Origin of the sequence: uncultured Jatrophihabitans sp., from assembly GCF_964252635.1 — a bacterium.
Taxonomy (GTDB): domain Bacteria; phylum Actinomycetota; class Actinomycetes; order Mycobacteriales; family Jatrophihabitantaceae; genus Jatrophihabitans.
This window is the reverse complement of sequence record NZ_CAXUNP010000031.1, coordinates 25,232-47,176: the sequence shown is the minus strand read 5'-3', so window position 1 is coordinate 47,176 and position 21,945 is coordinate 25,232. Positions and strand designations below refer to the sequence as shown.

Annotated in this window: 23 protein-coding genes and 1 pseudogene; 12 read left to right on the top strand and 12 right to left on the bottom strand. The window is 71.9% G+C overall.

The annotated features are described in order from the left end of the window. Positions 1 to 133, bottom strand: a pseudogene (locus ACFFCA_RS14010) (peroxiredoxin); the annotation flags it as partial. A gap of 125 nt (positions 134 to 258) precedes the next feature. On the opposite strand from ACFFCA_RS14010, the gene ACFFCA_RS14005 reads away from it, so the two are divergent. From ACFFCA_RS14005 to ACFFCA_RS13995, 3 genes are all read left to right on the top strand, one after another. Further along, positions 259 to 1,134 carry an aldo/keto reductase gene (locus tag ACFFCA_RS14005; RefSeq protein ID WP_375485804.1) on the top strand — a complete coding sequence of 292 codons (876 nt, stop codon included), beginning with the start codon at positions 259 to 261 and terminating at the stop codon, positions 1,132 to 1,134. A gap of 68 nt (positions 1,135 to 1,202) precedes the next feature. Further along, positions 1,203 to 2,348 carry an MFS transporter gene (locus ACFFCA_RS14000; protein WP_375485802.1) on the top strand — a complete coding sequence of 382 codons (1,146 nt, stop codon included), beginning with the start codon at positions 1,203 to 1,205 and terminating at the stop codon, positions 2,346 to 2,348. A 4-nt stretch (positions 2,349 to 2,352) separates the two neighbouring features. Beyond that, positions 2,353 to 2,592 carry a hypothetical protein gene (locus tag ACFFCA_RS13995; RefSeq protein ID WP_375485800.1) on the top strand — a complete coding sequence of 80 codons (240 nt, stop codon included), beginning with the start codon at positions 2,353 to 2,355 and terminating at the stop codon, positions 2,590 to 2,592. A gap of 82 nt (positions 2,593 to 2,674) precedes the next feature. Here the strand turns inward: ACFFCA_RS13995 and ACFFCA_RS13990 are convergent, their stop codons facing one another. The 4 genes from ACFFCA_RS13990 to ACFFCA_RS13975 all read right to left on the bottom strand — a co-directional run bounded on the left by ACFFCA_RS13990 (position 2,675) and on the right by ACFFCA_RS13975 (position 6,307). Beyond that, on the bottom strand, positions 2,675 to 3,301 hold the full coding sequence (locus tag ACFFCA_RS13990) for an MBL fold metallo-hydrolase (RefSeq protein WP_375485798.1): 627 nt from the start codon (positions 3,299 to 3,301) through the stop codon (positions 2,675 to 2,677). Beyond that, positions 3,301 to 4,395, bottom strand: a complete 1,095-nt coding sequence (locus tag ACFFCA_RS13985) for an S-(hydroxymethyl)mycothiol dehydrogenase (RefSeq protein ID WP_375485796.1) — start codon at positions 4,393 to 4,395, stop codon at positions 3,301 to 3,303. Before ACFFCA_RS13985 ends, ACFFCA_RS13990 begins: the two co-directional genes overlap by 1 nt. After that, positions 4,392 to 4,916 (bottom strand): YbhB/YbcL family Raf kinase inhibitor-like protein, encoded by a 525-nt coding sequence (locus ACFFCA_RS13980; protein ID WP_375485794.1) that lies wholly within the window; start codon positions 4,914 to 4,916, stop codon positions 4,392 to 4,394. The genes ACFFCA_RS13985 and ACFFCA_RS13980 overlap by 4 nt, the downstream gene beginning before the upstream one ends. Positions 4,917 to 4,996: 80 nt before the next feature. Next, entirely contained in the window at positions 4,997 to 6,307 is a 1,311-nt protein-coding gene (locus ACFFCA_RS13975) for an esterase/lipase family protein (protein ID WP_375485792.1), read from the bottom strand. Between the two features lie 110 nt (positions 6,308 to 6,417). Here ACFFCA_RS13975 and ACFFCA_RS13970 point away from each other — a divergent pair, with 110 nt between their 5' ends. After that, a complete protein-coding gene (locus ACFFCA_RS13970) occupies positions 6,418 to 7,863 on the top strand; it encodes an NAD-dependent succinate-semialdehyde dehydrogenase (protein WP_375485790.1) in 1,446 nt (481 codons plus the stop codon). A 73-nt stretch (positions 7,864 to 7,936) separates the two neighbouring features. Here the strand turns inward: ACFFCA_RS13970 and ACFFCA_RS13965 are convergent, their stop codons facing one another. Beyond that, positions 7,937 to 8,668, bottom strand: a complete 732-nt coding sequence (locus ACFFCA_RS13965) for an IclR family transcriptional regulator (RefSeq protein ID WP_375485788.1) — start codon at positions 8,666 to 8,668, stop codon at positions 7,937 to 7,939. Positions 8,669 to 8,742: 74 nt separating this feature from the next. Here ACFFCA_RS13965 and leuC point away from each other — a divergent pair, with 74 nt between their 5' ends. The 3 genes from leuC (at position 8,743) to ACFFCA_RS13950 (ending at position 11,817) form a co-directional block, all read left to right on the top strand. Next, a complete protein-coding gene (gene leuC / locus ACFFCA_RS13960; protein ID WP_375485786.1) occupies positions 8,743 to 10,155 on the top strand; it encodes a 3-isopropylmalate dehydratase large subunit in 1,413 nt (470 codons plus the stop codon). Positions 10,156 to 10,220: 65 nt separating this feature from the next. Beyond that, positions 10,221 to 10,811 carry a 3-isopropylmalate dehydratase small subunit gene (leuD, locus tag ACFFCA_RS13955; protein WP_375485784.1) on the top strand — a complete coding sequence of 197 codons (591 nt, stop codon included), beginning with the start codon at positions 10,221 to 10,223 and terminating at the stop codon, positions 10,809 to 10,811. 121 nt (positions 10,812 to 10,932) lie between these two features. Then, a complete protein-coding gene (locus tag ACFFCA_RS13950; RefSeq protein WP_375485782.1) occupies positions 10,933 to 11,817 on the top strand; it encodes an HU family DNA-binding protein in 885 nt (294 codons plus the stop codon). Positions 11,818 to 11,885: 68 nt separating this feature from the next. Here ACFFCA_RS13950 and ACFFCA_RS13945 read toward each other — a convergent pair whose 3' ends face one another. From ACFFCA_RS13945 to cofC, 3 genes are all read right to left on the bottom strand, one after another. Then, on the bottom strand, positions 11,886 to 12,764 hold the full coding sequence (locus ACFFCA_RS13945; RefSeq protein ID WP_375485780.1) for an NUDIX domain-containing protein: 879 nt from the start codon (positions 12,762 to 12,764) through the stop codon (positions 11,886 to 11,888). Positions 12,765 to 12,770: 6 nt separating this feature from the next. Beyond that, complete coding sequence (locus ACFFCA_RS13940) at positions 12,771 to 14,927, bottom strand: RNA degradosome polyphosphate kinase (RefSeq protein WP_375485778.1); 2,157 nt, start codon at positions 14,925 to 14,927, stop codon at positions 12,771 to 12,773. 61 nt (positions 14,928 to 14,988) lie between these two features. Further along, complete coding sequence (cofC, locus tag ACFFCA_RS13935; RefSeq protein WP_375485776.1) at positions 14,989 to 15,657, bottom strand: 2-phospho-L-lactate guanylyltransferase; 669 nt, start codon at positions 15,655 to 15,657, stop codon at positions 14,989 to 14,991. Between the two features lie 139 nt (positions 15,658 to 15,796). On the opposite strand from cofC, the gene ACFFCA_RS13930 reads away from it, so the two are divergent. From ACFFCA_RS13930 to ACFFCA_RS13915, 4 genes are read left to right on the top strand one after another with little or no spacing between them, the layout of a single operon-like run. Next, complete coding sequence (locus tag ACFFCA_RS13930; protein WP_375485774.1) at positions 15,797 to 16,561, top strand: lysophospholipid acyltransferase family protein; 765 nt, start codon at positions 15,797 to 15,799, stop codon at positions 16,559 to 16,561. Then, entirely contained in the window at positions 16,561 to 17,565 is a 1,005-nt protein-coding gene (locus ACFFCA_RS13925; RefSeq protein ID WP_375485772.1) for an NAD(P)H-dependent glycerol-3-phosphate dehydrogenase, read from the top strand. Before ACFFCA_RS13930 ends, ACFFCA_RS13925 begins: the two co-directional genes overlap by 1 nt. Positions 17,566 to 17,588: 23 nt before the next feature. Continuing rightward, on the top strand, positions 17,589 to 18,662 hold the full coding sequence (locus ACFFCA_RS13920; RefSeq protein WP_375485770.1) for a D-alanine--D-alanine ligase family protein: 1,074 nt from the start codon (positions 17,589 to 17,591) through the stop codon (positions 18,660 to 18,662). Between the two features lie 5 nt (positions 18,663 to 18,667). Continuing rightward, positions 18,668 to 19,282: a hypothetical protein gene (locus ACFFCA_RS13915; protein WP_375485768.1), complete on the top strand. Its 615-nt coding sequence runs from the start codon at positions 18,668 to 18,670 to the stop codon at positions 19,280 to 19,282. A 10-nt stretch (positions 19,283 to 19,292) separates the two neighbouring features. Here the strand turns inward: ACFFCA_RS13915 and ACFFCA_RS13910 are convergent, their stop codons facing one another. From ACFFCA_RS13910 to ACFFCA_RS13900, 3 genes are all read right to left on the bottom strand, one after another. Next, the gene (locus ACFFCA_RS13910) at positions 19,293 to 19,592 is read right to left on the bottom strand and encodes a hypothetical protein (RefSeq protein ID WP_375485766.1); all 300 of its coding nucleotides are present in this window, start codon (positions 19,590 to 19,592) and stop codon (positions 19,293 to 19,295) included. Positions 19,593 to 19,654: 62 nt separating this feature from the next. Further along, the gene (locus tag ACFFCA_RS13905; RefSeq protein ID WP_375485764.1) at positions 19,655 to 20,038 is read right to left on the bottom strand and encodes a DUF3037 domain-containing protein; all 384 of its coding nucleotides are present in this window, start codon (positions 20,036 to 20,038) and stop codon (positions 19,655 to 19,657) included. Continuing rightward, positions 20,035 to 20,835 carry a HipA family kinase gene (locus ACFFCA_RS13900; RefSeq protein ID WP_375485762.1) on the bottom strand — a complete coding sequence of 267 codons (801 nt, stop codon included), beginning with the start codon at positions 20,833 to 20,835 and terminating at the stop codon, positions 20,035 to 20,037. Before ACFFCA_RS13900 ends, ACFFCA_RS13905 begins: the two co-directional genes overlap by 4 nt. A 112-nt stretch (positions 20,836 to 20,947) precedes the next feature. Here ACFFCA_RS13900 and ACFFCA_RS13895 point away from each other — a divergent pair. After that, the coding region (locus tag ACFFCA_RS13895; protein ID WP_375485760.1) for a serine/threonine-protein kinase at positions 20,948 to 21,945 on the top strand (998 nt) is incomplete at its 3' end.

Here is a 21,945-nt window from a genome sequence, read left to right as displayed (position 1 = left end):
CACCGGCGTCCTCGGCGGCGCGCTTGGGGAAGGACACCTCGTAGGTGCCGACCTTGGAGCTGGACAGTTCGACCTGGCCGGAACCCTCTTCGAGGGTGCCGTTCCAGGCGGTACGGGCGGTACGGGTGGGCATGGTGCCTCCTTGGCGACGATGACGTGACGGGCGGGACGTCGTCGTACTGGCGACGCCGCCGGGCGAAACGTACCCATCGCCGCCCGTGCGTCCCGTGTGCATCCCGTCCGGCTGCCGGGTACATCGTGGACGTGACAACGACAACGAACACCTCTGACACGGCGGGCACCTTCGACATCGCCGGCCACACCGTGCGCCGGCTCGGCTTCGGCGCCATGCGTCTGACCGGTGAGGGCATCTGGGGCCCGCCCGCGGACCGCGACGAGTGCGTGCGCGTCGTCCGCCGCGCGGTCGAGCTCGGGGTCGAGCTGATCGACACCGCCGACTCCTACGGGCCCTACGTCAGCGAAGAGATCATCCGCGAGGCGCTGCACCCGTACCCCGAGCAGGTGCTGATCGCGACGAAGGCCGGGCTCGTCCGTACCGGGCCGAACGAGTGGTTGCCGGTGGCGCGACCCGAGTACCTGCGGCAGGAGGTCGAGATGAGCCTGCGTCGGCTGGGCCTCGAGCGCATCGAGCTGTTCCAGCTGCACCGCATCGACGAGAAGGTCGCGCTCGAGGACCAGATCGGTGAGCTCGTCACCATGCGCGACGAGGGCAAGATCGGGGCCATCGGGCTGTCCGAGGTCTCGGTCGCCGAGCTCGAGCAGGTACGCGCCATCACCGACGTCGCGACCGTCCAGAACCGCTACAACCTCGTCGACCGCAAGTCCGAGGACGTCCTCGACCACTGCGAGCGAGAAGGCATCGGGTTCATCCCGTGGGCGCCGGTGCAGGCCGGGTCACTGGCCCGTCCGGGCGGGCCGGTCGACGACGTCGCCTCGGCCACCGGTGCGTCGGCGTCGCAGGTCGCACTGGCCTGGCTGCTGGCGCGGTCGCCGGTGATCCTGCCGATCCCGGGCACGTCCTCGGTCACCCACCTCGAGGACAACATGGGTGCTATCGACGTCGCGCTCAGCGCAGAGCAGGTGTCGGAACTGACGGGCGCCGGCGGGGAGTGACCGCCGCCGGTCGGAGCGGATCGACCCGTCGCGGGGTCACCGGCTGGCCCGCGGTGACGCTGGCGGCGGTGGCCTTCTTCGTCGCCATGGTCGGCACCACGCTGCCGACCCCGCTTTACCCCGCGTACGCCCTGGAGTTCGGGTTCGGCGAGCTCGTCACGACGGTCGTCTTCGCTGCCTACGCCGCCGGCGTCGTCGCCTCCCTGCTGGCCTTCGGGCACTGGTCGGACCAGCTCGGGCGGCGCCCGATGCTGCTGGCGGGCCTGGCGCTCTCGGCCGCGTCCGCCGTCGCGTTCCTGCTGCCCGGCGCCCTCGGCTGGTTGTTCGTGGGCCGCGTCCTGTCGGGACTGTCGGCCGGCATCTTCACCGGCACCGCGACGGCCACCGTCGTGGACCTGGCGCCGGAGGGCAGCCGGGGCAGGGCGTCGCTCGTCGCGGCCGGGGTCAACATGGCCGGGCTGGGGTGCGGCCCGCTGCTGGCCGGGGTGCTGACCCAGTACGCGCCGCACCCGCTGCGGCTGTGCTTCGTCGTCGACCTGGTGCTGGTCGCCGTAGGGGTGCTGGCCGTGGTGCTCCTGCGCGAACCGGTGTCGCCGACGGGCGAGCGCGAGCTCGGCCCCCGGCGCCTGCACGTCCCGAACGAGGTGCGGGGCGTGTTCGCCCGCGCCGCGGTGGCCGGGTTCGCCGGGTTCGCGGTGCTGGGGCTGTTCACGGCCGTGTCACCGGCGTTCCTCGGCACGGTGCTGCACCGGCACAACGCCGCGCTGGTCGGCGTCGTCGTGCTGGTGCTGTTCGGTGCCTCGGTGACCGGCCAGACGCTGTCGACCCGGCTCGGGCTGCAGCGCGCGCTGCCGGTGGGTTGCGTCGGGCTCATCGTCGGGATGGTCGTGATCGCCGCTGCGCTGAAGGTGCCGTCGCTGACATTGCTCGTCGTCGGGGCGGTGATCGCCGGCGTCGGGCAGGGCCTCAGCTTTCGGGCCGGGCTCGGTGCGGTCACGTCGGCGGCGCCGGACGAGCTGCGCGGGCAGGTGACATCGACGTTCTTCGTCGTGCTGTACGTCGGCATCTCGTTGCCGGTCATCGGCGAGGGAGCCCTTGCCGGCGGCACCTCGCTGGTCACCGCCGGGATCGTGTTCGCCCTGTTGGTCGCCGTGCTGGCCGCGGTCGCGCTGGTCCTGCTGCTACGCGGCGACCGCGATCGTGGTGTTCACTGAGGCCATGGTCCTGCCGACGCCCGACCCGGACGACTTGCCGCCGCTCGACCCGTCCGAGCCCGTCCCCGACGACCCGGGCGAGCTCGACCCGGACGCACCCGTCGTCCTGCCGCCCGCCCCCGTGGAGCCGGCGCCGGACGAGCCCGGCCCGGACGGCCCGGACCCGGTGCCGGCCGTGCCGCCGAGCCGGCCCTACGAGCCGGACACCGACCCCGAGACCGATCCCGGCGGGGTGCCGGCGTGACCGACGGTCACTAGGGCCTGCGTCCTTCGGGTTTGAGTCACTCCGGCCTGAATCCTGCGGGCTTGCATCACTCGGGCTTGCATCACTCAGGCTTCGTCCACCCGCCGGCGCCCGCGGCCTCGGCGCCGATCGTCGTGTCGTCGCCGTGCCCGGTGTGCACGACGGTGTCGTCCGGCAGGGTCAGCAGCCGCGACCGGATCGACGCCACGATGGTGTCGAAGTCCGAGTAGCTGCGCCCGGTGGCGCCCGGACCGCCCTGGAACAACGTGTCGCCGCTGAACACGCACGCGAGGTCGGGCGCGTGGAAGCACACGGCCCCGGGAGCGTGCCCGGGCGTGTGCAGCACCCGCAGCTCGGTCCCGCCGACGGTGAAGGTCTGGCCGTCGGCCAGCGGCTCGAAGGGCCGGTCCGGGTAGGTCATCCGCCACAGCGGCTCGTCGTCGGGGTGCAGCAGGACGGGCGCGTCGAAGCGGTCGGCCAGCTCACCCGCGACCGTCACGTGGTCGTCGTGCGCGTGCGTGCACAGCACGGCGAGCAGGTTGCGCTCGCCGATCAGCTCGGCGATGGGTCCGACGTCGTGGGGTGCGTCGATGACCACGCAGTCGGTGTCGTCGCCGACCACCCACACGTTGTTCTCCACCTCCCACGTGCCGCCGTCGAGGCTGAACGTGCCGCTCGTCGTCGTGTGCTCCACACGAGCGTCGCTCATCAGAGCATCACGACCGAGCGGAGCACGTCGCCGGCGTGCATCTTGTCGAACGCGGCCTCGATGTCGTCGATCCCGATCCGTTCGGTGACGAACTTGTCCAGCGGGAACCGGCCCTGCTGGTACAGGTCCACCAGCATCGGGAAGTCGCGGCTGGGCAGGCAATCGCCGTACCAGGACGACTTCAGGGCGCCGCCACGACCGAAGACGTCGATGAGCGGCAGCTCGAGCGTCATCTCCGGATTGGGCACGCCGACGAGCACGACGGTGCCGGCCAGATCGCGCGCGTAGAACGCCTGCTTGTAGGTCTCGGGTCGGCCGATGGCCTCGACCACGACATCGGCGCCGAACCCGTCGGTGAGGTCCTGCACCGCCTGCACGAACGCGTCGAGGTCCAGACCCTTCGAGTTGATCGTGTGCGTCGCGCCGAACTCCTTCGCGGTGGCGAGCTTCCGGTCGTCGATGTCGATCGCGATGATCGTCCGCGCGCCGACGAGTCGGGCCCCGGCGATCGCCGCCGCCCCGACCCCGCCGCAGCCGATGACCGCGATGCTCTGCCCGCGCTTGATCGCCCCGGTGTTGATCGCCGCGCCGATCCCGGCCATGACGCCGCAGCCGAGCAGTCCGGCGGCCTCGGGCGCCGCTGCAGGGTCGACCTTGGTGCACTGGCCGGCTGCGACCAGCGTCTTGTCGGCGAACGCGCCGATGCCGAGCGCGGGGGACAGCTCGGTGCCGTCCTCGAGCGTCATCTTCTGCGTGGCGTTGTGGGTGTTGAAGCAGTACTGCGGCTCACCGCGCTTGCAGGCCCGGCACTCGCCGCACACGGCCCGCCAGTTCAGGACGACGAAGTCGCCCGGTGCGACGTCGGTGACGTCCGGGCCGACGGACTCGACGACGCCGGCCGCCTCGTGTCCGAGCAGGAACGGGAAGTCGTCGTTGATACCGCCCTCCCGGTAGTGCAGGTCGGTGTGGCAGACGCCGCAGGCCTGGATGCGGACGACGGCCTCGCCCGGACCGGGGTCCGGGACCACGATGCTGACGACCTCGACGGGCTGGCCCTTCGCGCGGGCGATGACACCGCGCACCGTCTGGCTCATGCGGAGACCTCATAGGTGCCGACCAGCGTGGCGCGACCGAGGGTGTGGCTGAACAGGTTGAAGCCGAGGAAGGCCGGCGTCGCCTCCTCGGGGATCTCGAGGCCGGGCACGTCCACGGCGTGCACGACGACGTAGTAGTGGTGCGGCCCGTGCCCGGCCGGGGGCGCGGCGCCGACGTAGCCGGGCATGCGCGCGTCGTTGTTCAGCTGCACCGCGCCGTCCGGCAGACCGTCCTTGCTCGCGTTCGACGCGAGCTCCGTGACGTCGGCGGGGATGTTGAACGCGGCCCAGTGCCAGAAGCCGCTCGCGGTGGGGGCGTCGGGGTCGTAGACCGTCACGGCGTAGCTCTGCGTGCCCTCGGGGGCACCGGACCACGACAGCTGCGGGGACACGTCCTGACCGCCGGCGCCCATGACCCCCGACACCTGCGGGGTCGACAGGGCGCCGCCGTCGGTGATGTCGGTGCTGGTGACCTCGAAGGTCGGCACCTCGGGCAGGTCATCGTAGGGATTTCGGCTCATGCCGGCGGACTCCTCGCGTCGCAGGGTCGTAGTCCTGCGATTCTGTCCCGCGTCCCGCGCCGGGGAAACACCGGCGTCGGTCAGGCGGTGCGCCGCCGCCGTCCGGTGCGCCCGGTGCGCCGGTTGGTCCGGCGGGTCGCACCGGTGTCCTCCGAGCTGCGCCCGGCCCCGTCGGCACCGGCCAGCCACCCACGCAGCGCGTCGTAGACGGTGGCGTCGGCGAGCAGGTCGAAGTGGTGCTTGCCGCCGATGTGGTGCGTACGCGCGGAGTCGAAGGGGATCGAGCGGATCTTGCCGATGCCGTGCGCGCTCGCGTGCTGCACGAGCAGGTCGAAGGCGAACGGGCCCTCGGCCTCGCGCGAGAGCGTGGCCGACGCCATCGAGTACGCGACCCCGGGGATGAGCGGGGTCTCGGTGATGTGGTCGAGCGGGTCGTCCGGGTCCCACTCCATCCAGTCGGCCTCGACGACCGCGCCGTGCCGCAGGTCCTTGATGCCGACGCTGCGCTGGTTGATCAGTTCGGCGACGGGGCGGGTCTCGGGGTGGCGGGCCAGGCGGTGCATGCCCCAGTTGACGGCACGCTCCAGCGGCGCGCCCAGGTGCGGTGTGCCGAGACCGACGACGTGGCGCAGCAGCTGCGTCCACCGCTGGCCGTCGTCGTGGCCCTGGTGTGCGGCGCTGCGGGCGAGCAGGCCGCCGAGCGAGTGCCCGACGAGCGCGATCTCGGTGACCGGCACCGGCCATGCCTCGACCAGGGACTCGAGCTGGTCGGCCAGCTCCCGTCCGTTGGCGGAGATGCGCAGCCCGGTGTTGAAGTTCGCGTACAGCGGGGTCCAGCCGTCGTCGTCGCGCAGCTTCGAGCCGTAGGTCACGGTGCGGTCGCCCCAGCGCTTCTCGGCCGAGTAGGACCAGCACAGGTCGGTCTCGCACAGGCCGTGCAGGAACACGACGATGCGACCGGTCGTGCGGTCGTCGGCGTCGTGGGCGAGATTGGTCGGCAGGCGGCGCAGCGGGCCGACGTGGTGACGCATCCGCAGCTCGGTCGCCAGGGCGGGGTGGTCGACGGCGATCTGGTCGCCCAGCACGCCGTTGACGGCGCCGAGCACGAGGCGCCCCCGCGGCCCGTCGTGCACCGACTCGCCGGACTCGCGGCCCAGGGCGCCGGCGAGCAGCCCGGCGGCGTGCGGCCCGTAGGTCAGGCCCAGCCGGGTGGAGGTGTAGGCGACCGCGGAGATGCCGTCGTGCACCACCTTGGCGGGCACGCCGACGCTGCCGAGCAGGCCGAAGATGCGCCCGGCCACGGCGTTGTGGGTGTCGCGGATGGTGGTCGTCACGTCGCCCAGGGTGTGACCGGCGAGGGCGCCCGTCTCCTGGATCTCGTCCGATCTCATGACCAACAGAGTGTACGACTGTGCACTGGATCGCAACTGTTCCCCGACGTGTTGCGGAGGTGCCTCGCTCGCCACGTTCGGGCCTTCGCGCCGAGTGGCAAGCTGGTCCCATGACTGCGCTTCCCGACAAGACACCGACCCAGCTCTTCATCGGCGGCGAGTGGCGTGACGGGTCCGACGGGACGTTCGACGTCCTGGACCCGTCGACCGGCGAGCTCGTCGCCGCGGTCGCCAACGCCGGGCCCGACGACATGGCGGCCGCGATCACGGCCGCCGCCGACGCGCAGCCGGACTGGGCGGCACGACCGCCCCGCGAGCGTGGTGAGGTGCTGCGCAAGGCGTGGCAGCTGATGATCGAGCGTGCCGAGGACCTCGCGTTCCTCATGTCGCTCGAGATGGGCAAGTCGCTCACCGACTCGCGCGGCGAGGTCACCTACGCCGCCGAGTTCTTCCGGTGGTACTCCGAGGAGGCGGTGCGCGTCGGCGGTGAGCTGCGCATGTCGCCCACCGGGGCCAACCACATCCTGACGTTCAAGAAGCCGTTCGGCGTCGCCCTGCTGCTGACGCCGTGGAACTTCCCGGCGGCCATGGCCACCCGCAAGCTCGGGCCCGCGCTGGCGGCCGGGTGCTCGGTCGTGCTCAAGCCGGCCGAGGACACCCCGCTCACCGCGCTGGTGCTCGGCCAGATCCTCACCGAGGCCGGCGCACCCGCGGGCGTGGTCAACGTCGTCACCGCCGAGAAGCCCGGCGACCTCGTGGCGCAGGCCCTTGCCGACGACCGGGTGCGCAAGCTGTCGTTCACCGGTTCCACCGGGGTCGGCTCGCTGCTGCTCAAGCAGGCCGCGGAGCGCGTCGTCGACTCGTCCATGGAGCTCGGCGGCAACGACCCGTTCCTGGTGCTCGACGACGCCGATCTCGACGCCGCCGTCGAGGGCGCGATGCTCGCCAAGATGCGCAACGGCGGGCAGGCGTGCACCGCGGCGAACCGCTTCCTGGTCGCCGAGTCGGTGGCCGACGAGTTCGGCGCCAAGCTGGCCGCGAAGATGGCCGAGCTGACGGTGGGGCCGGGTACGTCCGAGGACACCAACCTGGGGCCGATGGTGAACGCCAAGCAGCGCGACGGCATCGCCGACAAGGTGGCGCGTTCGGTGGCGGCGGGCGCGAAGGCCGTGCTGGGCGGGGTGTCCGACGACCGGCCGGGGTTCTTCTATCCGGCGACGGTGCTCACCGACGTGCCGCGTGACTCTGCGGTCGCCGTCGAAGAGGTGTTCGGGCCGGTGGCGCCGATCATCACCGTGCGCGACGACGACGACGCGCTGGCCGTCGCGAACTCCTCCGAGATGGGGCTGACCGGTTACGTCTACACCCGAGACCTGGCGCGCGGGCTGCGCGTGTGCGAGCAGCTGCAAGTCGGCATGGTCGGCCTGAACCGCGGTCTCGTGTCGGACCCGGCCGCACCGTTCGGCGGCGTCAAGCAGTCCGGTCTCGGGCGCGAGGGTGGCTTCGAAGGCATCGAGGAGTACCTCGAGACCACCTACGTCGCCACCAACTGGTAGCCGCCGGACCGCGAGCCGGGAGACCTGTCGCCCCAGGCGGCACACATCTCTCCCCGGGAGTCGCGGCCCGTGGTCAGGGGGTCAGGGTGGACGTGATGCGGTGCGCGCCCCGGGTGAGTACCGGCGCGAAGCGGGCGCCGGGGGAGCGGCCCAACCGCTCGACCGGGCCCGAGATCGAGATCGCCGCGAGCAGGTCGCCCTCGGGCGAGAGCACCGGCGCCGACACCGACGCGACGCCCGCCTCCCGCTGCCCGATCGACTGAGCCCAACCCCGGCGCCGGACCTCGTTCAGCGTCCGCTCGGGGAAGGCGTCGATGCCGGCGAGGGACGCGGGGTCCGACCACGCGCACAGCACCTGCGCGCCGGAGCCGGCCGAGAGCGGCAACCGGGTACCGACCGGCACCGTGGTCCGCAGCCCGTGCGCGCGTTCCGCGGCCGCCACGCACACCCGCTCGGCACCGTCGCGCCGGTACAACTGCGCGCTCTCGCCGCACTCGTCGCGCAGCCAGGCCAGCACCGGGCCGGCGGCCACGATCACCGGGTCGGGCAGCGCCGCCGCCAGCTCTCCGACCCGCGGACCGAGCACGAACCGTCCCTCGCTGTCGCGCGCGAGCAGCCGGTGCGCCTCGAGAGCGACCGCCAGTCGGTGGGCCGTGGCGCGGGGCAGCTCGGTGGTCGCGACGAGGTCGGCCAGGGCGCGCGGCGCGAGCGCCACGGACGCCAGGATGGCCACGGACTTGTCGACGACGCCGATGCCGCTGCGGGCGCCCTTGCCGTCGTCGTCGGCGCTGCTAGGCTGTCCCATACAGCGATACTAACGTCTCGCAGTGTGAGACACAACGATCGTGAACGGATCGACGGCAACGAAGGGACAGCGCCATGGGCAAGACGCTCGCGGAGAAGCTCTGGGACAGTCACGTCGTTCGCTCGGCCCAGGGCGAACCCGACCTGCTGTTCATCGACATGCACCTCATCCACGAGGTGACGAGCCCGCAGGCCTTCGACGGCCTGCGCCTCGAGGACCGGCCCGTCCACCGGCCGGACCTCACGCTGGCCACCGAGGACCACAACACGCCCACCGATTACGTGCTGCCGCTGATCGGCACCGAGTCGATCAAGGACGAGGTCAGCCGCACGCAGCTCGACACGCTGCGGCGCAACTGCGCCGAGTTCGGCATCACGATCTACCCCATGGGCGACGACGAGCAGGGCATCGTGCACGTCATCGGTCCGCAGCTCGGCATCACCCAGCCCGGCATGACGATCGTCTGCGGCGACAGCCACACCAGCACGCACGGCGCGTTCGGCGCGCTGGCCTTCGGCATCGGCACCAGCCAGGTCGAGCACGTGCTGGCCACGCAGACGCTGCCCATGGACCGGCCCAAGACGATGGCCGTGACCGTCGACGGCGAGCTGCCCCCCGGGGTCACGCCGAAGGACGTCATCCTGGCCGTCATCGCACGGACGGGGACGGGCGGTGGCCAGGGTTACATGGTCGAGTACCGCGGGTCGGTCTTCGAGCAGATGTCCATGGAGGGCCGGATGACGGTCTGCAACATGAGCATCGAGTGGGGCGCGCGCGCCGGCATGATCGCGCCGGACCGGACGACGTTCGACTATGTGCAGGGCCGCGACCACGCGCCGAAGGGCGCCGAGTGGGACGCCGCCGTCGAGTACTGGACGAGCCTGCGCACCGACGACGACGCCGAGTTCGACGCCGAGATCGTTGTCGACGCCGCCGAGCTGACGCCGTTCGTCACCTGGGGCACCAACCCCGGGCAGGGTGCGCCACTCGCGTCGACCGTCCCGGACCCGCAGGAGCTCGAGGACGAGGGCGACCGCGCCGCCGCCGAGAAGGCATTGGCCTACATGGGTCTCACCGCGGGCACCGCGCTGCGCGACATCGCCGTCGACACCGTCTTCGTCGGCTCGTGCACCAACGGACGCATCGAGGACCTGCGCGCGGCCGCGGCGGTGCTCGACGGCAGGAAGGTCGCCGACGGCGTACGCCTGCTCGTCGTCCCGGGCTCGGTGCGCGTGCGCAAGCAGGCCGAGCAGGAGGGCCTGGACGCGATCTTCACCTCCGCCGGCGCGGAATGGCGCCAGGCCGGTTGCTCGATGTGCCTGGGTATGAACCCCGACCAGCTCCAGCCGGGCGAGCGCAGCGCGAGCACGTCCAACCGCAACTTCGAGGGGCGGCAGGGCAAGGGTGGGCGGACGCATCTCGTGTCGCCGCTCGTAGCCGCCGCCACCGCACTCACCGGACATCTCGCCAGCCCGGCCGACCTCTGACCCCACGCCCTTCTCCTCGCAAACGGCGCTCGGACAACGCCGCGGGGACCCCGAAAGGATTCTCGATGGATCGATTCAGCGTTCACGTCGGCACGGCCGTACCGCTGCGACGCACCAACGTCGACACCGACCAGATCATCCCCGCCGTCTACCTCAAGCGCGTCACGCGCACCGGTTTCGAGGACGGGCTGTTCAACGCCTGGCGGGCCAACGAACCCGACTTCGTGCTGAACCAGTCGCGCTTCGACGGCGCGACGGTACTGGTCGCCGGGCCCGACTTCGGCACCGGCAGCTCGCGCGAGCACGCGGTCTGGGCGCTGTGGGACTACGGCTTCCGCGTCGTCATCTCGCCCCGCTTCGCCGACATCTTCCGTGGCAACTCGCTCAAGGCCGGACTGCTGACGATCACCTTGCCGGAGAAGATCGTGCAGCGGTTGTGGGACGACATCGAGGACGACCCCGGTACCCGGGTCACCGTCGACCTGATCGAACGCCAGGTGCGGTGGTCCGGCGAGGTGCACGACTTCGACCTCGACGACTACGCGCGTTGGCGGTTGCTCGAAGGCCTCGACGACATCGGGCTGACGATGACGCACACCGACGAGATCGCGCGCTACGAATCGACCCGCAAGCCCTGGTTGCCCACCGCGTCCTGATCCAGCAGCGAACGAGAAAAGTCCTGCAACATCGGGTGTTTGCGTTGTTGTCGACCCTTCGAGCGCCTAGCGTGACCCGGGAAAAGACCAGCAAGGTCATGACCAGGTCCCGGGAGGACACGTGCCCAACAAGGCCCAGTTCGTCGATCAGCTCGCCGAGCGTCTCGACGGAGACAGGAAGCGCGCCGCAGCGGCGCTCGATGCAGTGATCGACAGCGTGTACGCCGCCATCGCTCGCGGCGAGCGAGTGGCCATCACCGGCTTCGGCGTCTTCGAACGCCGTGACCGCGCCGCGCGCACCGCGCGCAACCCCGCGACCGGTGCGTCGGTGAGCGTGCCCGCCTCACGCGTTCCCGCGTTCCGTCCGGGTGCGGAGTTCAAGTCCGTGGCCGGTGGCGCCCGCGAGGTGCTCGAGCAGCGAGCCGCCCGCACGCAGGCTGCAGTGGCCGGCCTGGCCGACTCCGCACGCGGCACGCGCGCCCGCGCCGCCGCAGCGGTGCAGGACGCGCAGGAGCTCGCGCAGAGCGCGGTGTCCGACGCCGTCGAGGCCGTCCGCGAGGCACCGGGCCGGGCGCTGGCCGCCGTCACCAACTCGGCGCCGGCGAAGGCCGCCAAGAAGGCGCAGAAGCGTGGCGCCGCCAAGGCGTTGGGCAGTGCGCGGTCCGGGCCGGCCACGAAGACGGTCGCCGGCTCCAGCCTCGCGTCGTCCTCGGGCGTCCCGTCGCGGGGCGCGGCGAAGAAGGCCGCGAAGAAGGCGACCGGCCCGGCCAAGAAGGCGGCGAAGAAGGCAGCCAAGAAGGCGGCGGCGCCGGCCAAGAAGGCGGCGCGCAAGGCAACCGCGCCCGCCAAGAAGGCCGCGAAGAAGACTGCGAAGAAGACCGCGAGCAAGACGGTTGCGAAGAAGACGGCCGCGAGGAAGTCGCCGGCCAAGAAGGCCGCGAAGAAGACGGCCGCCAAGAAGGCGACCGCGCGCAAGTCACCGGCGAAGAAGTCCACCCGCCGGTAGGCCTGCACCGCTCGTCCGACAGGGCGCCGATCCGTTCCGGGTCGGCGCCCTGTCGGCGTCCGGGACCGTCAGCGCGGAGGCGGCGGGTAGTAGTCCGCTGCTGTCACGGCCCCGTCGACGAACGACAGCACCCAGCACGCGGCCTTCTTCGTGTCGGCCGACCCGACCCCCGGGGCCACGCGCGAGACCAGTCCAGGGATCGTCGTGCCCTGACTGCTGACGACGCTGACCCGACGTGGTGCGGCGACAGCGACGAGCGCCGCCTCGGCCGCGGCGGGGTCCCGCTCGTAGTCGGCGTCTGCGAAGGTCCGGTCGACGATCACGCTGAGGCCGAGGTCGGTGGCGAACGGCCCGACGGTCTGCACGCACCGCACCGGGTTGGCCGACAGCACCCGGTCGGGTGCGAAGTGCTTCAGGAAACCCGACAGGGCCTGCGCCTGCCGCCGCCCGTCGGCCTCGAGCGGCCGCTGCTCGTCCGGCCCCGACCATTCCGAGCGCTTGCCCGCCTTCGCGTGCCGGACGAGCACCACCACCGAGTCGGGCAGAGGCAGCGCCATGAAGTCCTCGAGCACCTTGCGGTCGGCCGGATAGGTGCAGCGACGGCGGGCCTGGTCGACCGTCAGCCACGCGACCTCGTCCACCTCCTCCGAGGCGACGAAGTGACCGTCGAGGTGCCGCATGGTCCAGTACGCGACGTTCTTGCGTGCGCCGTCGACCTTGTAGGAGATCGCACGCAGCCGCCGCGACACCGCGACGCGTGACCCCAGTTCCTCACCGACCTCACGCACCGCCGCGGTGAGCTCGGACTCGCCGGGTTCGAGCTTGCCCTTGGGCAACGACCAGTCGCCGTAACGAGGACGGTGCACGAGGGCCACCTGCACCGTCGAGTCGTCCACCCGCCAGACCACGCCTCCGGCGGCGCGGACGGCGGCTCGCTTGTCGGCCATCGCTGTCTACTCCCTGCGGGTGGCCAGCCGCTTGATCAGCAGCTCCTGGAGGTCGCGGTGTTCACCGTTGGAACGAACCCACTCGCCGTCGGGCTGCAGGTCCCAGGCCGAGATGTTCTCGTCGAAGGCCAGGTCCAGGCAGTCCTGCAGGTGGCCGCGGGAGGCGCGATCGGTGACCTGACACAGCACCTCGACGCGCCGGTCCAGGTTGCGGTGCATCAGGTCCGCCGAACCGATCCAGTACTCGGGATCGCCGTCGCCGCCGAAGTAGTAGACGCGCGAGTGCTCGAGGAAGCGGCCCAGGATCGAGCGGGTGCGGATGTTGTCCGACAGCCCGGGTACGCCGGCCTTGATCGTGCAGAACGTGCGGACGAGCAGATCGACCTGCACGCCGGCCATCGACGCGCGGTAGAGGGCGTCGATCGTCTCCTCGTCGACGAGGTGGTTGGTCTTGAACCGGATCAGGGCGGGCCGGCCGGCCCGGGCCAGCTCGATCTCGCGCTCGATGCGCTCGATGAGCCCGGCGCGGATGCCTTGCGGGGCCACGAGCAGCGACCGGTACTCGGTCTGACGCGAGTACCCGGTGAGGACGTTGAACAGGTCGGTGAGGTCGGCGCAGATCGACGGGTCGGCGGTGAACAGCCCGAGGTCCTCGTACATGCGCGCGGTCTTCGGGTTGTAGTTGCCGGTGCCGACGTGGGCGTACCGGCGGATCAGGTTGCCCTCCTGGCGCACGACGAGCGCGGTCTTGCAGTGCGTCTTGAGACCGACGAAGCCGTACACGACGTGGCAGCCCGCCCGCTCCAGCGCTCGTGCCCACTTGATGTTGGCCTGCTCGTCGAAGCGGGCCTTGATCTCGACGAGGGCGACGACCTGCTTGCCCGCCTCCGCCGCGTCGATGAGGGCGTCGACGATGGGGGAGTCGCCGGAGGTCCGGTAGAGCGTCTGCTTGATCGCGAGCACGTTGGGGTCGGCCGCGGCCTGCTCGATGAAGCGCTGCGTACTCGTCGCGAACGATTCGTACGGGTGGTGCACCAGCACGTCGCCGTCGCGCAGCGTCGCGAACACCGACTTCGGGGTCTCGCCCTCGGCGAAGCGGGGGTTGGTCGTGGGGACGAAGGGCCGCTCCTTGAGCGACGGGCGGTCGACGTCGTAGACCTGGTGCAGCGAGCTGAGGTCCAGCAGGCCGGGCACGCGCATGATCGCGTCGTCCGCGACCTCGATCTCGCTGGCGAGCAGCGTCACGATGTCCGGGTCGATGTCGTCGGTGACCTCGAGACGCACGGCCGGCCCGAAGCGGCGCCGCGACAGCTCGCGTTCGAGGGCCTGCAGCAGGTCCTCGTCGCGGTCCTCCTCGACCTCGAAGTCGGCGTTGCGGGTGACCCGGAAGACGTGGTGCTCGACGACCTCCATCCCGGGGAACAGCATCGACAGGTGGGCCGCGATGAGGTCCTCGATGGGCAGGAACTCCGACTCGGTCGGGCTCTCGGACACGACCACGAAGCGCGGGACGTTGTTCGGGACCTTGACGCGCGCGAAGCGCTGCACCTGCTCGTCGGGATCGCGGACGAGAACGGCCAGGTTCAGCGACAGCCCGGAGATGTAGGGGAAAGGGTGCGACGGGTCGACGGCGAGCGGCGTGAGGACCGGGAACACCTTGGACTCGAAGTACTCGGCCAGCTGGGCGTGCTCGTGCGCGTCGAGCGCGTCCCATCGGCGGATGTGGATGCCCTGGTCCTCGAGCTCGGGGTTGACGACGTCCTTGAAGCAGCGGGCGTGCCGGTCGACGAGGTTGCTGATGCGCTCGGACAGCCGTCCCAGGATCTTGCGGGGCGACAGGCCGTCGGCACTCGTCACCTGCAGGCCGGTGCTGGCCCGGCGCTTCAGGCCGGCGATGCGCACCATGTAGAACTCGTCGAGGTTGCTGGCGAAGATGGCCAGGAACTTGGCCCGCTCGAGCAGCGGCTGCGACTCGTCCTCGGCGAGGGTCAGGACGCGCTCGTTGAACGCCAGCCACGACATCTCGCGGTTGCTGAAGCGGTCGTCGGGCAGGTCGTCGACGTGCAGTACCTCGGGGGACTCGAGGTCGCCCTCCGGAACGGCGTCGGTCGGGTCGATGGAGGCCGACCCCCGGCTCGAGATCGTGCTGGGCTCCACGCTCATCGCCTCACTCCGTTCGACGATGCAGAGACGCAATGCCTCGGGTTCGCTCCGCAGGCGTCGCTCATTCTCGGTGTGCTCCGTTCATGCCCTCACTATGCCGGTCCGAGATGAACGCGGAGTCGCCGCGGGCCGCCGTGAACTCCCGCGACGTCTCCGGGCCGAGCCCGAGCCGGGCGGCCGCACGCAGGTCCGCGACGGTGTCCACGTCGCGGCGCAGCCCGGGACCGGCGTCGACTGCGGCGGCATCAGTGGCGTGCCGCGCGGCCGAGCCGGCCCCGAACCGGGGGGCGAGGTGTCGCTGGGGGCCCGCGGTCAGCAGCGTCGTGCCGGTGCCCTCGGCGTCCGGCACGTAGGCGCGGTCGACGCCGGACGCGAGACCCAACGCGTCGGCGAGCTCGACGGGACGCAGCGCCGGGAGGTCGCCGAGCAGGGCGGCCACGCCGTCGGCGGGCCAGCGCCAGCCGGCCTCCAGCGCGGCGTCGGCCAGCGCCTCGTTCAGGCCGGGGCGACGTTGCACCACGACCTCGGTGCCGGCCGGGACGGCCACGCCCGGGCCGTCGACGACGAGGACGACGCGGGCGACGCCCTGCGCGGCACGGGCGGCCGATACGGTGTCGGCACGGATCGCCTCGACGAGCCGGGCGTGCGCCGACACGTCCCCGGACGGCGCGGCAAGACGCGATTTCGCACCCGGCAGTGACCGCACGGGGATGAGAACGGTCCACGGCACCGTTCGAGTCTAGGGAGCGACACGGCTCGCCCGGCCATGACGGGCAGCCCGGGGTACGGCAGACTGCTACGCGTCTGCGGCCGGGTGGGCCGGACGGAAACGGAATCGTGTCGTCGGCGATGGGGTGGAGGACAACGAGGTGGCGAGGCTTGCCAAGCTACGCAGGCCAGGGCACGGCGAGAAGATGGGCTTCGGCTGGCGCCTGACCTGGTTCGTCCTGTACGCCCCGGCCAGCCTGCTGTTCCGTACGCGCTACCGCCACCTCGAACGGATGCCCCAGGAGGGCCCGGCCATCCTCGTCGTGAACCACGTGTCGCACGTCGACCCGTTCCTGGTGGCCAAACTGGTGCTCGACGCTGCACGGGTACCGCGTTTCCTCGCCAAGGAGTCCATCTTCGCGGTCCCGGTCGTCGGGTGGGGCATGCGCATCATGGGCCACATCCCGGTGAAGCGCGGGACGACCGACGCGCGCCAGTCCCTCGCCGCCGCCGTGGCGGCCCTGGACCGGGGCGAGATCATCGTGCTGCACCCGGAGGGCACCGTCACCCGCGACCCCGACGGGTGGCCGATGGCCGGCAAGACCGGCGCCGCGCGCCTGGCCACGCTTGTGCCCGACGTCCCCGTCATCCCCGTCGCGCAGTGGGGGGTCCAGGAGCAGGTCGACCTGTACGCCAAGAAGGTCAAGCTGATCCCGCGCCCCCGGCACGTGCTGTCCATCGGCGACCCGATCGACCTGTCGGCGTTCCGCGGGGTGGACCCCACGCCCCGCGTCCTCAAGCAGATCACCGACGTCATCCTGCGTCGCCTGCGCCACGACGTCGCCGAGCTGCGCGGATTGCCCGAGCCCACCGGCGGCCTGTTCGTCTGGCGCCGAGCGGGCGAGACCTCGTCGGACGCCGCCTAGTGGCCGTCAGGACCGCCGTGCTGGGTGCCGGTTCGTGGGGGACCACGTTCGCAAAGGTGCTGGTCGACGCCGGCAACGACGTCACCCTGTGGGCCCGCCGCGAGGACCTCGCCGCGCGCATCAACGACACCCACCGCAACGAGGACTACCTGCCCGGGGTCGAGCTGCCCGAGGGCGTGGTCGCCACCCACGACGCCGAGGCGGCGGTGCACGACGCCGACCTGGTCGCCTTCGCGATCCCGTCGCAGAGCCTGCGCGAGAACCTGGCGGTCTGGGCGCCCTACCTGCCCGGCGAGGCCAGCCTCGTCAGCCTGATGAAGGGGGTCGAGCTCGGGACGACCCGGCGGATGAGCGAGGTCATCGCCGAGGTCTCCGGCGCCCCGACCGAGCGCATCGTCGTGGTCAGCGGACCGAACCTGGCCCGCGAGATCGCGCTGCGCCAGCCCACCGCGACCGTCGTGGCCTGCACCGACGAGGCGCGCGCCGTCGCGGTGCAGCAGGCGTGCAGCACGGCCTACTTCCGGCCCTACTCGAACACCGACGTCGTCGGGTGCGAGCTCGGCGGCGCGGTGAAGAACGTCATCGCGCTGGCCTGCGGCATCGGGCAGGGGCTCGGGTTCGGCGACAACTCGCTGGCGTCGATCATCACCCGCGGTCTGGCCGAGACGGCCCGCCTCGGGGAGCGCCTCGGTGCCGACCCGCTCACCTTCGCCGGGCTGGCCGGCCTCGGCGATCTCGTCGCCACGTGCAACTCGCCGCTCTCGCGCAACCGCACGTTCGGCGAGCGTCTCGGCCGGGGGGAGTCCGTGGAGCAGGCGCAGGAAGCCACCCACGGGCAGGTCGCCGAGGGTGTGAAGTCCTGCCGGTCGCTGCTCGAACTCGCCCGCCACCACGAGGTCGACACGCCCATCACCGCGGCCGTCGAGGCCGTCTGCTTCGGCGCGATGTCGCCGATCCAGATGGTCGAGCTGCTGATGGCGCGCTCGATGAAGTCCGAGAGCTGAGCTCGCCGGTAGGGTCGGCAGCCGTGGCACGCATCAGGGTCGCCGTCGTCTACGGCGGGCGCAGCAGCGAGCACGGCATCTCCGTCGTCTCCGCGGGCAGCGTCCTCGCCGCTCTCGACCCCGAGCGGTACGAGGTCGTGCCCATCGGCATCACGCCGTCCGGGACCTGGGTGCTCACCGACGCCAGCCCGGACGCGCTGCGCATCGAGGGCCGCACGCTGCCCGAGGTCGGCAAGGGCACCGCGGTGGTGCTCAGCGCCGACCCCACGGCCGGCGGGCTCGTCCCGCTCGAGCCCGGTGCCGCCGTCGACGCCCTCGCCGGCGTCGACGTGGTGTTCCCCGTCCTGCACGGCCGCTTCGGCGAGGACGGCACGGTGCAGGGGCTCCTGGAGCTCGCCGGCGTCCCGTACGTCGGGCCCGGTGTGTTCGCGAGCGCGGCCGCCATGGACAAGGAGTTCAGCAAACGGTTGCTGCGTGACGCCGGGCTCGAGGTCGGGCGCTTCGCGGTGCTCCGGGCCGGGCGACCGTGGTCGAACGTCGAGCTGCAGCACCTGGGCCTGCCGCTGTTCGTCAAGCCGGCGCGGGCCGGATCGAGCCTCGGCATCACCAAGGTCACCGACTGGTCGCAGCTGCAGGACGCGGTCGACGAGGCGTTCCGGCACGACACCAAGGTGATGGTCGAGGCCGCCGTCGTCGGCCGTGAGGTCGAGTGCGGTGTGCTCGAGGACGCCGACGGGCGGCCCGAGGCCAGCGTCCCGGCCGAGGTGCGGGTCGTCAGCGGCCACGACTGGTACGACTTCGAGGCCAAGTACCTCGACGACGCCTGCGAGTTCGACCTGCCGCCCGACCTGCCGCCGGAGGTCATCGCCGAGATCCAGCGGACGGCGTGCCAGGCCTTCGACGCGCTGGACTGTGCCGGCCTGGCCCGCGTCGACTTCTTCGTCACGCCCGACGACACAGTCGTGGTGAACGAGATCAACACCATTCCCGGCTTCACGCCGGTGTCGATGTACCCGCGGATGTGGGCAGCCTCGGGCGTCGCCTACCCGGAGCTGGTCGACCGGCTCATCGCAGCTGCGTTGCGCCGCGGAGCCTGACCTCGATGGCTCTGGACCCGGACGAGTTCCACCGGCGGACGATGGCCGCCGCCGACCCCGAGGGGCGGCTGTCGCTCGCGCGGATGACCGACTGGGACATCAGCCCGTTCGAACCTGGCGGGTTACGGGTCGCGCCGCTTCGGCCGCCGCTGTCGAGCGAGACGCCCAGGGAGGGGGAGGACCCGTCCGACTGTCGGTCGTGTCGCAACCGGGACACGGGTATCTGGCTCAACGACCGGTGGCGGTTGACCCGGGCGGCCGGGGCCGGCGTGCCGTTGGTGCTCATGCTGCACCCCCGGGACCACCACGACCTGGCCGATCTGCCCGACGACCTGGCCGCCGAGCTCGGTGTCCTGACCACGCACGTGAGTCGTCACGTGGAGGCTCTGCCCGGCGTCGCACGGGCGCACGTCTACCGGATCGGCGACGGCGGAGCGCATCTGCACGTCTGGTTCTTCGCGCGCCCCGCCCGGCAGGCGCAACTGCTCGGGTCCTGGCTGGTGGTCTGGGACGACCTGCTGCCCGATTACCCCGACGACGTGGCCGCGGCGGACGCCGCCACGGTGGCCGACCGCCTGGTCGCCTCCCAGGGGGGCCGCCTCGGCGAGGCCACACCCTGAGCCGGTCGACCTACCTGTTGGCCGCTCCGGTCCACCCCTGGCCCGTGTTGGCGGCGGGGTCGGACATGGCCGGTGAGTCGTGCAGCCCGCGGAAGTAGGCCCACTTGCGGCGTGCGTTGCTGGTGAACCTCGCGCCCACCTGCACGGCGTTGAACCGGTCCTCGTTCACCGACACCCACACCGGCTCACCGTGGCGCGGCTGGACGAGCAGCTGGAACTCGTCCTCGGCCCGGCCCGGCAGGTCCTTGCCGGGCGCTGTCCGCGCCGGCTCGTACGTCTTGTCCACGACACGACCCTTGACTGCGCTCATCCCGGTACCGCCTCTCGTGTGGCCGGAAGTCTAGACCGAATGATCGCGTTCGGCGCTGGAACTCAACCGGCGACGGGCGCGACGAGCACCTGCAGCAGGCGGTCGAGTTCCGCGGCCGGATCGTCGGTGAGGCCGGTGTGCACCGGGCCGGGCTGGACGACCGTGCTCCGCGGCGCGGTCAGCCAGCGGAAGCGGCGGCCGATGTCGTCCCCGGTCGCGGGGCCGCCGGTGCCGTCGCAGGTGAGGGTCGCGGCGTGCAGGACCGCCCCGACCGCCGCCACGTCGACACCCGGGTCGAGGGCGCGGACCCGGTCGACGTCGAGCGCCACACGGGCACCGAGATAACCGCGGTCGCGGCAGTAGACGACCACCCCCGCGTTGACCGACTCGCCGCGCTCGACGCGGGGCACGACGCGGAGCACGGCGTACTCGAACGGCACCTTCATGTCGCGCTCCCGCGGGCGTCGTCGACGGTGGCGCGCAGCGGTGGCAACCAGGCCGTTCGAGACCAGAGCCGCCGCAGGATCGCGTCGCGGTAGGCCGCGCGCAGGGCGGCCGGGTCGGCGAAGCCGGGCTCGTCGATGAGCCACTCGTCCGGGACGTCGCCGAGCACGGCGTCCAGGACCGGCCCCGTGACGCGCGGTGCCAGGTCGTGGTCGGCCGCGTCGAGGTCCGGCGCCGCGGCGAGCAGCGCGTGCTCCCGGGCGTCGTAGGGCCGGGCGGCCACCCGCGCAGGGTCGAAACCGGACCAGCTGTGGTGGAAGGTCAGCGACGCGCCGTGGTCGATCAGATACGGCGCACCGTGCCAGAACAGCATGTTCGGGTTGCGCCAGGAGCGGTCGACGTTGCCGATCAGCGCGTCGAACCACAGCACCCGGCCGGCGAACTCCGTCCCGAGAGCGAAGGCCGAGGGGTCGAGATCGAGGGCGCCGGGCAGGTAGTCGACACCGAGGTTGCGACCCGGGGAGGCCCGCAGCAGGTCCTGGACCTCCTCGTCGGGCTCGTTGGCCGCAAGCGCGGGGTCGACGTCGACCGTGACCAGATCCGCCACCGGCAGGCCCAGGGCGCGGGCCAGTGACGTGCCGATGATCTCGGCGATCAACGCCTTGCGGCCCTGCCCGGCGCCGGTGAACTTGACCACGTACGTGCCCAGGTCGTCGGCCTCCATGAGCCCCGGCAACGAGCCGCCCTCGCGCAACGGCGTGACGTAGCGCGTGGCGGTGACGCTGCGCAGACCGGGCACGGTGGCCCAGCCTACGGTTCGGCGCCCGCCGGTTCTGTCGGCCGTCACGATGGGTACCGTCGCGTGAAGTTCGAAGGACGACACCTGCGAGCTCGACACGCGAGGGGGATTCGTGCCGGAGGCCGGTGACCTCGTCGACGGGCGCTACCGGCTCGAGCGTCGTCTCGCGTCCGGCGGCATGGGGACGGTCTGGCTCGGCCGCGACGAGCTGCTGCGTCGAGCCGTCGCCGTGAAGAGCCTGCACGTGCAGCAGGGCCTGTCGCCCAGCGACCGCGACCTCGTCGTCCAGCGCGCGATGCGTGAGGCGCGCCTGACGGCCCGTCTGCACCATCCGCACGCGGTGCAGATGTTCGACGTCGTCGACGCGGTCGAGGGCCCCTGCCTGATCATGGAGTACGTCGCGTCGCGGAGTCTGCAGGACGTCGTGCGGGAGCAGGGGCCGTTGGCACCCGCGGACGCCGCGCGGATGGGCAGCGAGATCTCCGCCGCGCTGTCCGCGGCGCACCGGGTGGGGATCGTGCACCGCGACGTGAAGCCCGGGAACATCCTCGTCGGGGACGACGGCTCGGCGAAGATCACCGACTTCGGCATCTCGCACGCCTTCGACGACGTGACCCTCACCTCCACCGGCATGGTCAGCGGTACCCCGGCGTACCTCGCGCCTGAGGTCGCCCGCGGCGAGGCGTCCGACTTCGCCAGCGACGTGTACTCCCTGGGCGCGACCCTGTACTTCGCGGTCGAGGGCGAGTCGCCGTTCGGCGCCGACAACAACCCGATGGCGACCCTGCACCGCGTGGCCTCCCAGCCGCCGCGGCCGGCCCGGCGTGCCGGGTCGTTGGCGCCCGTCCTCGCCGCCCTGATGGCGCCGCAGCCCACGGACCGTCCGGCAATGAGCGACGTGCCCGGCGCGCTGCGTGAGGCCGACAGGGGGCCGACGGGCGGCACCGACACGACGACGGCGGTGCTGGCGCCGACCCGCGCCTTCACAGCGCCGTCCGGCCGCGGCACGCCTGCCCCTCCGGCGTCTGCCCCGGTGCCGTCTGCCTCTCCGACGTCTGCCCCTGTGCCGTCGGCTGCCCCTGTGCCGTCGGCTGCCCCTGTGCCGTCGGC

Coding starts and splice junctions, on each gene's coding strand:
- ACFFCA_RS13905 (WP_375485764.1), bottom strand. CDS start 20,038: ATGAAGGTGCCGTTCGAGTACGCCGTGCTCCGCGTCGTGCCCCGCGTC.
- ACFFCA_RS13975 (WP_375485792.1), bottom strand. CDS start 6,307: ATGAGATCGGACGAGATCCAGGAGACGGGCGCCCTCGCCGGTCACACC.
- ACFFCA_RS13910 (WP_375485766.1), bottom strand. CDS start 19,592: ATGAGCGCAGTCAAGGGTCGTGTCGTGGACAAGACGTACGAGCCGGCG.
- ACFFCA_RS13990 (WP_375485798.1), bottom strand. CDS start 3,301: ATGAGCGACGCTCGTGTGGAGCACACGACGACGAGCGGCACGTTCAGC.
- ACFFCA_RS13970 (WP_375485790.1), top strand. CDS start 6,418: ATGACTGCGCTTCCCGACAAGACACCGACCCAGCTCTTCATCGGCGGC.
- ACFFCA_RS13995 (WP_375485800.1), top strand. CDS start 2,353: ATGGTCCTGCCGACGCCCGACCCGGACGACTTGCCGCCGCTCGACCCG.
- ACFFCA_RS13985 (WP_375485796.1), bottom strand. CDS start 4,395: ATGAGCCAGACGGTGCGCGGTGTCATCGCCCGCGCGAAGGGCCAGCCC.
- ACFFCA_RS13915 (WP_375485768.1), top strand. CDS start 18,668: ATGGCTCTGGACCCGGACGAGTTCCACCGGCGGACGATGGCCGCCGCC.
- leuD (WP_375485784.1), top strand. CDS start 10,221: ATGGATCGATTCAGCGTTCACGTCGGCACGGCCGTACCGCTGCGACGC.
- leuC (WP_375485786.1), top strand. CDS start 8,743: ATGGGCAAGACGCTCGCGGAGAAGCTCTGGGACAGTCACGTCGTTCGC.
- ACFFCA_RS13940 (WP_375485778.1), bottom strand. CDS start 14,927: ATGAGCGTGGAGCCCAGCACGATCTCGAGCCGGGGGTCGGCCTCCATC.
- ACFFCA_RS13945 (WP_375485780.1), bottom strand. CDS start 12,764: ATGGCCGACAAGCGAGCCGCCGTCCGCGCCGCCGGAGGCGTGGTCTGG.
- ACFFCA_RS13965 (WP_375485788.1), bottom strand. CDS start 8,668: ATGGGACAGCCTAGCAGCGCCGACGACGACGGCAAGGGCGCCCGCAGC.
- ACFFCA_RS13980 (WP_375485794.1), bottom strand. CDS start 4,916: ATGAGCCGAAATCCCTACGATGACCTGCCCGAGGTGCCGACCTTCGAG.